Source organism: Streptomyces sp. NPDC051310 (assembly GCF_044455245.1).
Lineage (GTDB): Bacteria > Actinomycetota > Actinomycetes > Streptomycetales > Streptomycetaceae > Streptomyces.
Map to the genome: position 1 here is coordinate 368,668 of NZ_JBITEO010000001.1, position 11,826 is coordinate 380,493.

Here is an 11,826-nt window from a genome sequence, read left to right on the forward strand (position 1 = left end):
TGCGGCGCGTGCGCGCGGGCGGGGCACGGAAGGCGAACGGGCAGGATCGGAGGGGCCGGCCGGCCGCCCGGACGGCGTACGTACGGGTCGGCCGGAGGCCCGCTCAGCAGGCCGGCGGGTCAACGGGTCACCGGGTCAGCAGGCCGGCGGGTCAACGGGGGGGGTCAGAGGGTCAGGCCGGTGCGGGGCCGGGCCCGCATGCCGCGCTTGCGGCGCAGGACGAGAGGCGTGCGGCGGTCGAGCCGGGGGCGGTGGCCCGGCTCGACGCGGCCCGCGCCCGAGGCCCCGCCGCCTCCCGCGCCGCTTTCCCCCGTACCGGCGGCGGGGTGCACGGGGACGAGTCCCGCGCGGAACAGCCCGTGGTCGACGCGGCGGGCCGCGGCCGACTCCAGTGCCTCCTTGAGCGGCCCGTCACGGAGGACCGCCGCGGGCCCGAGCAGCGCTTCGACCACGGCCAGCGCCCCGGCGACGTCGCCGTGGCCGAGCCGCTCCCGGACCGCGGGCAGGGCCTCCGGGTCACGGTGCACCGCGTCGATCGCGCGCAGGCAGGGCAGCGGCGGGCCGCCGAACGCCACGAGGAGCTCCTCGCGCCGGAGTTGGGCCGGGTCGTGGTCGACCGCCGTGAGCACCCCGTCCCGCAGCGCGATCCGGTGGACCTCGCCCCGGCACTCCACCCGGTGCGGGTCACCGGAGGCGGGGGCGGGGGCGCTGCGGGCGTGCGGTGCCGCGCCGGGCAGCGCCGCCGCGCCCGGCCCCGTCAGAGCGGCGGCGACGAGCGGGTGCAGCCGGTCGGCCGTGACGAGCCCCGCGCGCAGCAGTTCCAGGTCCGGGAGGACCCGGGCCGCCGCCTCCGGCAGCACCGGCAGCTCCGCGACCCGCTGCGGCGGCAGTTCCTCCCGCAGGGGCCGGAACACCGGCGCGTGGCTGTCGTCGGGGGCGACGAGTTCGAGCACCGCGCGGCTGCGCGCCCCGAGCCGCACCGTGAAGGCCCCGCGGGGCAGCCCCTCGGCCCGCAGCAGCAGTTCGGCCTCGGCGGCCCACCGCGACCACGCCCACACGTCGTCGTGACCGCCGGGCCGGTCCGGCAGGTTGGGGAGGCCCGGCGGAGCCGTGGTGTACGGCCCGCGGTCCGCACCGCACCGCCGCGTCAGGTCGCCGCTGCACCCGGCGTCCCAGAGGTGCCGGTGCAGGTCGAGCCGGAAACGCCGGTCGGGGTGCGGGTGCGGGTGCGGTCCGTGCCCGGTGGTGCCGGAGCCCTCCCACAGCGCCAGGGACATCCGCTGTCCGGCGTCCGCCCGGGCCGGCGGGGTCCGCACCACCAGGTGCAGAGGTGCGGCACCGGACGTCCGGTAGCGGGCCAGGGTGATCGTGAGGCCGGGCCGGAGCCGCCCGTCGGGGGCGATCCGGGGCATGTGCCAGCGGAGCAGATCCGGCGCCAGCCGGCGCAGGTCCGCTGTGAGGCGGGCGGCGAGCTCGGTGCCGTGGCGGTCGCGCACGGCGCGTGGATCGAGGTCGGCATCGATGCGGGCGGCGGCGCAGGCGCCGGCCCAGTCACCGGCCGCACGCCGTGCGGTCGCGGTCTCGATCATGGACAGGGGCACGGCGTACTCGCGTACGCGCTGCCACATCAACAGGCGGGTCGGAATCGTGTGCGCGAAGTGAGGTGCCATCAGCACTCACCTTGCGCGGACGATTCCCCCAATCCGTACGAGGAGAAGGTCTTCATCCCGGGCATCATAAGCATGGCGGTGATGATCTGTCAGTCCTGTTCCGCCGCCCCGGAAGCGGGTGCGCCCCCGCCGGCGGGGCGGGGGCGCGGGTCATGCATGGCGCGGTCAGCGGGTGGGGATCCGGTTGACAGGTCCATGTTCGGCCTGCGGGCCCGGTGGATCAAGAGTGAACTGTTCTACGATCGGTGATCCACACTCACCAACCGGGAGCGGCGGTGGAGCGGCATGAGATCGAGACGTTCCTGACGCTGGCCGAGGAGCTGCACTTCCGGCGGACGTCGGAGCGGCTGGGGCTGGCGCAGGGCCGGGTCAGCCAGACGATCAAGAAGCTGGAGCGGCGCATCGGCGTGCCGCTGTTCGAGCGCACAAGCCGGCACGTGGCGCTGACGGAGGTGGGCAGGCAGCTGCGGGACGACCTGCTCCCCGCCCACCGGCAGATCCAGCGCGCGGTCGCGCGGGCGGTCTCCGCGGGGCGCGGGATCACCGGTGTGCTGATCGTGGGCTACTCCAGCCCCATGGCGGCCGAGCTCATCCTGCGGGCCGCCGACACCTTCCACCTCCAGTACCCGGACTGCGAGGTCCGGATCAGGGAAGTGCAGCTCTTCGACCCCTTCGGGCCGGTCCGCGGGGGCGAGGTGGACCTCCAGCTGACCGAGCGGCCGCACGACGAACCCGACCTCACCGCCGGCCCGGTGCTGTTCGCCGAGCGCCGGGTGCTGATCGTGCCCCGGGGGCACCCGCTTGCGGCCCATGCGTCGGTGTCGGTCGAGGACCTCGCCCGGACGACCCTGGTGACGCTGTGCGGGGACATGCCGCACTACTGGCTCGACTTCCACTACCCGCGGCGGACCCCGGCCGGGGCGCCCATCACCCAGGGACCGGCCGCCACCTACTGGCCGGAGGTGCTGGCGCTGGTCGGCGCGGGCAAGGGGGTGTCGCCCTCCTGTGCGCGCGCCGAGCGCTACTACGCCAGGCCGGACGTCGTGTGGGTGCCGTTCCGGGACGCGCCCCCGGTCGAGTACGGACTGCTGTGGCCGGCCGGCGGCGACACCGCGCGGGTGCGCGCCTTCGTGGAGACCCTCTGCGCGGCGGCGGACGAGCCGCGGGCGGCGCCGCCGGGCGCCTGAACCGTCAGGGCAGGGTGAGGATCCGGGGGCCGTCCTTCGTGATCGCGACCGTGTGCTCGATGTGGGCCGCCCGGCTGCCGTCGGCGGTGCGCAGGGTCCAGCCGTCGGGGTCGGCGCGGTACGCGTCGCGGCCGCCCGCCATGAGCATCGGCTCGATGGCGAGGACCAGGCCGTGGCGCAGGGGGAAGCCGCGCCCGGGGCGGCCCCGGTTGGGGACGTGCGGGTCCTCGTGCATGCGGCGGCCGATGCCGTGGCCGCCGAAGTCGGCCGGCATGCCGCAGCCCGCGGCCGCGGCGACGGTGCCGATGGCGTGCGAGATGTCGCCGATGCGGTTGCCGGGGACGGCGGCGGCGATGCCGGCGTCCAGGGCGCGCCGCGTCGCGTCGATCAGCTCCGGGTCCCCGGGGCGGGGCGTACCGACGGTGAAGCTGATGGCGGCGTCGCCGGACCAGCCGTCCAGCGTCGCGCCGCAGTCGACGCTGACGAGGTCGCCGTCGCGCAGCCGGTGGCCGGTGGGGATGCCGTGGACGACGGCGTCGTTGACCGAGGTGCAGATCACCGCGGGGAAGGGCGTGGGTGCGAACGACGGCCGGTAGCCGAGGAACGGGGAGCGGGCACCGGCCGCGGCCAGCACCGCCCGGGCCACCTCGTCGAGTTCCGCGAGGGACACCCCGACCCCGGCGGCCTCCCGGACCGCGGTGAGGGCGTGGGCCACCACGCGTCCCGCCTCACGCATCGCCTCCAGCGCCGTGTCCGTCTTGATCTCCACCATGCCGTGACTCCCCACCCGATCTCTTGCGACCAATTCTTATACCGGTATAGATATCACGGCATTAGTATCACGGTCATGGTGAGGACCCCCTTGACCCCGTGGGAACGGCAGCGCGGCGAGCGGTTCGGCGCGCTGCTGCGTCGGGCGCGCGGCGAACGCAGCATGGTGGAGGTCGCGGCGGCGGCGGGGGTGTCCGCGGAGACGCTGCGGAAGATCGAGACCGGGCGGGCGCCCACCCCGGCGTTCTTCACGGTGGCGGCGCTGGCCGCGGCCCTGGGGATGTCCCTGGACGAGCTGGCCGCGGCGTGCGCGGAGTCGCCGGACGAGGAGCAGCAGGCCCTGACGGCCTGAGCCCGCCCCTGCCGCGGGCACGGGGGCATCGGCGCGGACCACCGGAAGCCCTACTTCAGGTCCCGCCGCGCCCCGCGCTGTTCCTCGATCGCCACTTCCTTCCGCAGCGCCCGCGCCAGCACCACGCCCACCACCATCAGGGCGACCGCGAACCAGCGGGGGGCGGCGTCGAAGAGCAGGACGACGACCCCCATCGGGATGAGCAGCCCGACGAACGGCATCAGCAGGCTCGACACGCGCGGCCCGGGGTGGGACGGATCGAGCCGGGCCCGGACGACCGCCGGGTACCACTCGGTGAAGCGCATGGCCGTGACGAGGGCCGAGACCTGGATGATCCAGCCGGTCCACAGGTTGTCCGGGTTGTGCAGCACCAGGTCGCCCACGCCGCCGGCGACGGCCGCAGCCAGGAAGGCGAGGGCCCAGGCCGCGGTGATGACGGAGGCGGTACGCAGGAAGTCGGGCGTGTGCCAGAACTCCCGGGGCACCGTCCTGCGGGCGTACGGGATCGTCAGCGGCGCCCGGGCCGCGAGCGAGGCACCGGCGAGCACCACCAGGGACAGGTCGGCCACTTCGTCCCCGTACGTCTCCAGCCAGCGCAGCGCGCCGGGGGCGGCGACCATGCCGGTCACGGTCAGGGCGGCGAAGAAGACGAGGCCGGCCAGCTCCAGGAAGACCGGGCGGGCGCGGACCAGGACGAGCAGGACCGCCACCGCGAGGGCGAGCGCCCCGGCCGCCAGATAGCGGCCGGGGCCGGCCAGGAGCGAGAAGACGATCCACGGGGACATCCCGGCGATGGAGCTGCTCATCAGCCTGGCGCCCCGGACCGCGGCACCGTCCATACCTCCAGCGTGCCGCCTTCGATGCGGGGAGGCCATAGACCCCATAAGTCGCGCTTATGGGGTCATAGGCGGGGGGCGGGTACCGAGGTGAGGGTGGCCTTACTTAGAGTGCGGTGTGCAGTGGCATCACGTGCCACCGCAGTTGAGCTCATTCACCGCTCGAAGGGAATCCTCATGCCCCGCCCTCTGCGGGTCGCGATCGTCGGTGCCGGCCCCGCCGGGATCTACGCCGCCGACGCGCTGCTGAAGTCCGAGGCCGCCTCCGACCCGGGGGTCTCCATCGACCTCTTCGAGCGGATGCCGGCGCCGTTCGGCCTCATCCGGTACGGCGTGGCGCCGGACCACCCGCGGATCAAGGGCATCATCACCGCCCTGCACCAGGTGCTCGACAAGCCGCAGATACGTCTCTTCGGCAACGTCGACTACCCGTCCGACATCACCCTGGACGACCTGCGCGCCTTCTACGACGCGGTGATCTTCTCCACGGGCGCGACGGCGGACCGCGAGCTGCGGATCCCGGGCGTCGACCTCGACGGCTCGTACGGCGCCGCCGACTTCGTCTCCTGGTACGACGGGCACCCGGACGTGCCGCGCACCTGGCCGCTGGAGGCCGAGAAGGTCGCGGTGCTCGGCGTCGGCAACGTCGCGCTGGACGTCGCCCGCATCCTCGCCAAGACCGCCGACGAGCTGCTGCCGACCGAGATCCCGCCGAACGTCCACGCAGGACTCCGGGCGAACAAGGCGCGGGAGATCCACGTCTTCGGGCGCCGCGGCCCGGCCCAGGCGAAGTTCAGCCCGATGGAGCTGCGCGAGCTGGACCACTCCCCCACCATCGAGGTCATCGTCAACCCCGAGGACATCGACTACGACGAGGGCTCCATCGAGCAGCGGCGCTCCAACAAGCAGGTCGACATGGTCGCCAAGACCCTGGAGAACTGGGCGATCCGCGACGTCGGCGACCGGCCGCACAAGCTGTTCCTGCACTTCTTCGAGTCGCCGAGCGAGATCGTCGGCGAGGACGGCAGGGTCACCGGCCTGCGCACCGAGCGCACCGAGCTGGACGGCACCGGCAATGTGAAGGGCACCGGCGAGTTCACCACCTGGGACGTCCAGGCGGTCTACCGCGCGGTGGGCTACCTCTCCGACGAGCTGCCCAAGCTGCCCTGGGACGCCGCCTCCGGCACGGTCCCGGACGAGGGCGGCCGCGTGATGGAGGGCGACGAGCCCATGCCGTCCACGTACGTCACCGGCTGGATCCGCCGCGGCCCCATCGGCCTGATCGGGCACACCAAGGGCGACGCCAACGAGACGGTCGCCCACCTGCTGGAGGACCACCGCGAGGGCCGGCTGCTCACGCCGGACGCGCCGGACGAGGACGCGGTCGTCGACTTCCTGCGCGGCAAGGGCGTGGAGTACACGACCTGGGAGGGCTGGTACCGGCTCGACGCCGCCGAGCGCGCCCTGGGCGAGGCCGAGGGCCGCGAGCGCGTGAAGATCGTCGAGCGCGAGGGGATGCTGCGCGCGAGCGCGGAGCACTGACCCGAGGAGGCCGGGCGCCGGCGCACGCAGGTGCGCGGGGCGCCCCGCCGCCTCGCGCGCCCCGGCACCGGGACGGGCCGGGGTGCGCCGGTCCCGGCGACGGTGAGCGGGGATCAGGCGAACCGGATCTCGTCCCCGACTCCCCGTTCCCGCGCTGCCGCGACGACGAGCCCGGCCGCCGCGGCGTCCTGGACCGCCACGCCGACCGACTTGTACAGGGTGATCTGGTCGGCCGAATCACGCCCGGACCTGCTGCCGTTGAGGAGCTCGCCCAGCTCGGCGTGGATGTGCTCCCGGGTGATGACGCCGTCCCGGATCGGGAACAGCAGGTCGTTGCTCCCGGCCGGGAAGGGCGCGAGGACCGCCCGCCGCGACTCCACGCACACCAGCGCCTCGGCGACGGTGGCGTCGTCGACCTCCCGGCCGCCCTGGTTGAACCCGACGGACGCGATGTGCACGCCGGGCGTCAGCCATTCCCGCCGTACGACCGGGTCGACGCTGTGCGTGGCCGCGGCCACCACGTCCGCGCCGTCGAGCGCCGACGCGTAGTGCGGTGCCGCCACCACCTCCACGCCGAGCTCCGCGGACATCTCCTCGGCCACCACCCCCGCCCGCACCGCGTCCCGCCCGGCCACCCGCACCTGCCGGATCGGCCGCACCCGGCACATCGCCCGGGCGTGCGTCCGCGCCTGCACCCCGGTGCCCAGCACCGCCAGCACCGCGGCGTCCTCGCGGGCCAGCAGCCGCGCCGACAGCGCCGAGGCGGCGGCTGTGCGGGCCGCGGTGATGACGGTGCCGTCCAGCAGCGCGACGGGCCGCCCCGTCTCCGGGTCGAACACGGCGATCAGCGCCTGGTGCGTCGGCAGCGGTGTCCCGGCGTTGTGCGGGAACAGCGAGACGAGCTTGCTCATCAGCACGCCGGCCGACGGCACGTACCCCGGCATCGCGGCCAGGAACCCGTCCCGCTCCGGCACGACGGCGGCCACCCGGTCGGGCACCGACGCCCGCCCCTCGCTCAGATCCACCATCGCCGGGCCGAGCCCGTCGATCAGCGCGTCCATGTCGAGCACCTGCTCGACCTGCGACCGTCCCAGTACCAGCATCCGCCCAGCGTCCGTCAGCGCGGCACCGGGCGGGCAGGCGACACGCCGGGACGCTCGGCGCCGGGCGGGTCTAGAACGGCGTCCGCGCCGACTCCATCAGCCGTGCGGTGTCGTCGGGGCACAGCTGCAGGGCGTTGCCGACGGTCGTCAGCACGTCCTGCTCCTCCTGGCTGTACGCGCCGTCCGCGAGGGCGATCCGCGCGCCCTGCAGCAGGATCGACTCGCGGCCCGCTGGCGCCAGGTGCGGCGAGAGCGGTTCGAGGGCCTCGTGCAGCTCGATGGCGAGCGCCGCGCCGCAGGGCCCGTCGGCGTCGGTGACGAAGCGGCCCGTGTCGGCCTCGAGCGCCTCGATGAGGGAGGTGAGGCTGTCGGCCGTGCAGTCCTCGTACCCGGCCGCGCGGACCGCCGAGACCGCGGTCTGCAGGACCGTACGGGACGAGACGCCGCCGGCCGCGAGGACGGCGAGGGCGACGGTGTGGACCGCGTCCCGCAGCATCGCCGAGAAGCGGGCGGTGGTGGGGTGGTCGAGGACGTCCGTGCCGAAGTGGGTGTGGCAGGCCGCGCACTCGATGACGGGCCCGGCGTCGCCGCGCGGCAGCAGCGGAACACCGAAAAGAGTGAAGCGGCGGCGGCCGGTACGGCGCCGGTAGTTGCGGTCCCCGCCGCAGCCGGGGCAGAAGAACTCGCCGTCGCCGATCGTGTTCCACGTGGTCGAGATGGAGCAGATGCGCAGTTTCCGGCCGCGTGATCCTCGTGCTGGCAGCACGTCGCACCTCCATGAATCCCCCGCAGCCCTTCGGACACGGGAGGCACCGCCACGGCCACCTTGCCGCGTGGGCGTGATGTTAGCCACATCAGTGATGCCGCGTCAGTACCCCGTCCAGAGAACGCCACGGGACATGGCCGAACCCCGACCGCTCGCGGCGGACGGGGTTCGGGGCCGGGGTACCGGACGGATCAGCGCGCGGAGCGGTTCACGGCCGAGATGACCGCCTTCAGCGAGGCTCGGGTGGTGTTGGCGTCGATGCCGATGCCCCACAGCACCTTTCCATCAATGGCGCATTCGATGTAGGAGGCGGCCTGGGCGGACGCGCCCTCGCTCATCGTGTGCTCCTGGTAGTCCAGCAGGCGGGCGTCGACGCCGATGCCGGCCAGGGCGTCGAAGAACGCCGAGATCGGGCCGTTGCCGGAGCCGGTCAGGACGACGTCCGCGCCGTCGACGACCGCCTCGACGGTCAGCGTGTCCGTGCCGTCCTTGTCGGTCGTGGTCTGGCCGGAGCGCAGCTGGATGCGGCCCCACGGGTTCTCCGGGTTCGGCAGGTACTCGTCCCGGAAGACCGCCCAGATGTCCTTCGGCGTGACCTCGCCGCCCTCGGCGTCGGTCTTCGCCTGGATGATCCGGGAGAACTCGATCTGCATCCGGCGCGGCAGGTCCAGCTTGTGGTCGTTCTTCAGGACGTACGCGATGCCGCCCTTGCCGGACTGCGAGTTGACGCGGATGACCGCCTCGTACGACCGGCCGACGTCCTTGGGGTCGATCGGCAGGTACGGGACCTCCCAGGTGATCTCGTCGACCGTCCTGCCGGCGGCGGCCGCGGTGGCCTCCATCGCGTCGAACCCCTTCTTGATGGCGTCCTGGTGGGAGCCGGAGAAGGCGGTGTAGACCAGGTCGCCCGCGTAGGGGTGGCGCGGGTGGACCTCCATCTGGTTGCAGTACTCGGAGGTGCGGCGGATCTCGTCGATCTGTGAGAAGTCGATCTGCGGGTCCACGCCCTGCGAGAACAGGTTCATGCCCAGGGTGACCAGGTCGACGTTGCCGGTGCGCTCGCCCTGGCCGAACAGGCAGCCCTCGATGCGGTCGGCCCCGGCCATGATCGCCAGCTCGGCCGCCGCCACCGCCGTGCCGCGGTCGTTGTGCGGGTGGACCGACAGGCAGATGTGCTCGCGGCGCGACAGGTTGCGCGACATCCACTCGAAGCGGTCCGCGTGCGTGGAGGGCGTCGAGCGCTCCACCGTCGCGGGCAGGTTCAGGATGATCTCGCGGCCCTCCTCGGGCTGCCAGACGTCCATGACGCCCTCGCAGACCTCCAGGGCGAAGTCCAGCTCGGTGTCCGTGAAGATCTCGGGGCTGTACTGGTAACCGAAGGTGGTCTCGTCGCCCAGGATCTTGTCGGCGTACTCCATCACCAGACGGGTGCCGTCGACCGCGATCTGCTTGATGTCGTCCTTGGAGCCGCGGAAGACGACCCGGCGGAAGACGGGCGCGGTGGCGTTGTACAGGTGCACCGTGGCCCGGTGGGCGCCGCGCAGGGATTCCACGGTCCGCTCGATCAGGTCCTCGCGGGCCTGGGTCAGGACGGAGATCGTCACGTCCTCGGGGATCGCGCCCTCTTCGATGATGGAGCGTACGAACGCGAAGTCGGTCTCGCCGGAGGAGGGGAAGCCGACCTCGATCTCCTTGTAGCCCATGCGCACCAGCAGGTCGAACATCTCGCGCTTGCGGGCCGGGCTCATCGGGTCGATCAGCGCCTGGTTGCCGTCGCGCAGGTCGGTGGAGAGCCAGCGGGGCGCCTTGGTGATGCGCCGGTCGGGCCAGGTGCGGTCGGGGATGTCGACGGCCTCGTACGGGCCGTACTTGTGGACGGGCATCCCGGACGGCTTCTGGAGGTGCGTCGCGTTGGTGACGGGCGTGGGGCGGCCGATCCACTGTGACTGGGTCATTGCGTAGGGCTCCTGGGGTGTCCTGCTACGGGGAAGGCCGACTGGGTCGAAGCAGCACCAGACTCCGCGGGGAGGGGGTCGGCCTACGACTACAGGCCCTCGCCGCGGCAGCTAAGGAGAAGCAGCCCGAAACGCATGATGTGCAGCAGCCTAGCCGAGGGACACGGTGGGCGCGGGGTCCGTTTCAGTATGCGGGATTCCGTCCGCCAACCCCGAAACCTGACCTATCACTCCTTTTCATCAATCGTGGTCGCAGGTAGTGACAGCTCGGTGACGCGCTGCCACATTGCGGAACATGACTGCCATGCCTGCTCCCGTGCACTGCACGATCGTGCCGCCCCACCTGCTGGACCGGCTCAGCCGCGCCGCCGACCCCGCGATCGCCGCGGCCGCGCGCCGCACCCTCGTCGCCGACGCCGCCAACCGCACCGCACGCCGCCTGACCACGGTGGTCGGCGCCACTCCCGTGCCGCTGGCGGCGGACGCGCCCCTCGACAAACCACGGCGCACGATCTACGACGCCGGGCACAGGACCAGGCTGCCGGGCCGGAAGGTCCGCGGCGAGGGCGAGGAGCCGACGCAGGACGCGACCGTCAACCGCGCGTACGCCGGCCTCGGCGCGACCTTCGAGCTGTTCCGCGACGCCTACGGGCGCAACTCGATCGACGGCTCCGGGCTGCCGCTCGACGCGACCGTCCACTACGACCGGGACTACAACAACGCCTTCTGGAACGGCGACCGGATGGTCTTCGGCGACGGCGACGGCCGCATCTTCGTGGACTTCACCGTCGCGGTGGACGTCATCGGCCACGAGCTGGCGCACGGCGTCACGCAGTACACCGCGAACCTGGCGTACTTCGGCCAGTCCGGCGCGCTCAACGAGTCGATGTCCGACGTGTTCGGCTCCCTGGTCAAGCAGTACACGCTGCAGCAGACGGCGGAGCAGGCCGACTGGCTGATCGGGGCCGGGCTGCTGGCGGAGGAGGTACAGGGCGTGGCGCTGCGCTCGATGAAGGCCCCGGGCACGGCGTACGACGACGACGTCCTCGGCAAGGACCCGCAGCCGGCGACGATGGACGACTACGTGCACACGGGCTCCGACAACGGCGGCGTGCACATCAACTCGGGCATCCCGAACCACGCGTTCTACCTCGTCGCCACCCGGCTGGGCGGCAACGCCTGGGAACGGGCGGGGCGGATCTGGTACGACGTGCTGACCGGCGGCGGACTCGCGGTGGACGCGGACTTCAAGGACTTCGCCCGCCTGTCGGTCGCGGCGGCGGGCGAACGGTACGGCGCGGGCGGCGCGGAGCACGACGCCGTGGTCAAGGCGTGGTCGACGGTGGGCGTGCCGACGGAGTAGACAGGGCCCATGCGGATTCGGGTGACGCGCACGGGCGGCTTCGCGGGCATCGAGCGGCGGGCCGAGGTGAACACCTCGGGCCGCCGCGACGCCGCGGAGTGGCACGTCCTGGCGGAGGCGGCGCTCGCCGCGGGCGGGGTCGCGCCCGCCGGCGGCGTGCCGGACGGCTTCCGCTACACGATCACGGTCGACGGCCGCACGGTGCACTGCGCGGACCCGTGCCTGTCGGAGGCGCAGCGGGAGCTGGTGAGCCGGGTGCTGCGGGAGGGTGCGTAGCGCCG

At 73.3% G+C, this 11,826-nt stretch carries 11 protein-coding genes; 5 read left to right on the forward strand and 6 right to left on the reverse strand.

The genetic code is table 11. The annotated features are described in order from the left end of the window. Positions 1-164 precede the first annotated feature (164 nt). A complete protein-coding gene (locus tag ACIA79_RS01690; RefSeq protein ID WP_399425985.1) occupies positions 165-1,670 on the reverse strand; it encodes a hypothetical protein in 1,506 nt (501 codons plus the stop codon). A 275-nt stretch (positions 1,671-1,945) separates the two neighbouring features. Between ACIA79_RS01690 and ACIA79_RS01695 the strand changes: the two genes are divergently transcribed. Beyond that, positions 1,946-2,857, forward strand: a complete 912-nt coding sequence (locus tag ACIA79_RS01695) for a LysR family transcriptional regulator (protein ID WP_399425987.1) — start codon at positions 1,946-1,948, stop codon at positions 2,855-2,857. A gap of 4 nt (positions 2,858-2,861) precedes the next feature. On the opposite strand, the gene map is transcribed toward ACIA79_RS01695, so the two are convergent. After that, positions 2,862-3,629, reverse strand: a complete 768-nt coding sequence (map, locus tag ACIA79_RS01700) for a type I methionyl aminopeptidase (protein WP_399425989.1) — start codon at positions 3,627-3,629, stop codon at positions 2,862-2,864. Positions 3,630-3,704: 75 nt separating this feature from the next. On the opposite strand from map, the gene ACIA79_RS01705 reads away from it, so the two are divergent. Continuing rightward, positions 3,705-3,980: a helix-turn-helix domain-containing protein gene (locus ACIA79_RS01705; RefSeq protein ID WP_399425991.1), complete on the forward strand. Its 276-nt coding sequence runs from the start codon at positions 3,705-3,707 to the stop codon at positions 3,978-3,980. A gap of 50 nt (positions 3,981-4,030) precedes the next feature. On the opposite strand, the gene ACIA79_RS01710 is transcribed toward ACIA79_RS01705, so the two are convergent. After that, entirely contained in the window at positions 4,031-4,819 is a 789-nt protein-coding gene (locus ACIA79_RS01710; protein WP_399425993.1) for a hypothetical protein, read from the reverse strand. 174 nt (positions 4,820-4,993) lie between these two features. Here ACIA79_RS01710 and ACIA79_RS01715 point away from each other — a divergent pair, with 174 nt between their 5' ends. Then, positions 4,994-6,358 (forward strand): FAD-dependent oxidoreductase, encoded by a 1,365-nt coding sequence (locus ACIA79_RS01715; RefSeq protein ID WP_399425995.1) that lies wholly within the window; start codon positions 4,994-4,996, stop codon positions 6,356-6,358. Between the two features lie 113 nt (positions 6,359-6,471). Here ACIA79_RS01715 and ACIA79_RS01720 read toward each other — a convergent pair whose 3' ends face one another. From ACIA79_RS01720 to leuA, 3 genes are all read right to left on the reverse strand, one after another. Beyond that, positions 6,472-7,461, reverse strand: coding sequence for an ornithine cyclodeaminase family protein (locus ACIA79_RS01720; protein WP_399425997.1), 990 nt, complete (start codon positions 7,459-7,461; stop codon positions 6,472-6,474). 70 nt (positions 7,462-7,531) lie between these two features. After that, the gene (locus ACIA79_RS01725; RefSeq protein ID WP_399425998.1) at positions 7,532-8,227 is read right to left on the reverse strand and encodes a TerB family tellurite resistance protein; all 696 of its coding nucleotides are present in this window, start codon (positions 8,225-8,227) and stop codon (positions 7,532-7,534) included. Positions 8,228-8,418: 191 nt separating this feature from the next. Continuing rightward, on the reverse strand, positions 8,419-10,182 hold the full coding sequence (gene leuA, locus ACIA79_RS01730) for a 2-isopropylmalate synthase (RefSeq protein ID WP_399426000.1): 1,764 nt from the start codon (positions 10,180-10,182) through the stop codon (positions 8,419-8,421). 295 nt (positions 10,183-10,477) lie between these two features. Here leuA and ACIA79_RS01735 point away from each other — a divergent pair, with 295 nt between their 5' ends. Beyond that, entirely contained in the window at positions 10,478-11,545 is a 1,068-nt protein-coding gene (locus ACIA79_RS01735; RefSeq protein WP_399426001.1) for a M4 family metallopeptidase, read from the forward strand. 9 nt (positions 11,546-11,554) lie between these two features. Next, positions 11,555-11,821, forward strand: a complete 267-nt coding sequence (locus tag ACIA79_RS01740; RefSeq protein WP_399426003.1) for a protealysin inhibitor emfourin — start codon at positions 11,555-11,557, stop codon at positions 11,819-11,821. Positions 11,822-11,826 lie beyond the last annotated feature (5 nt).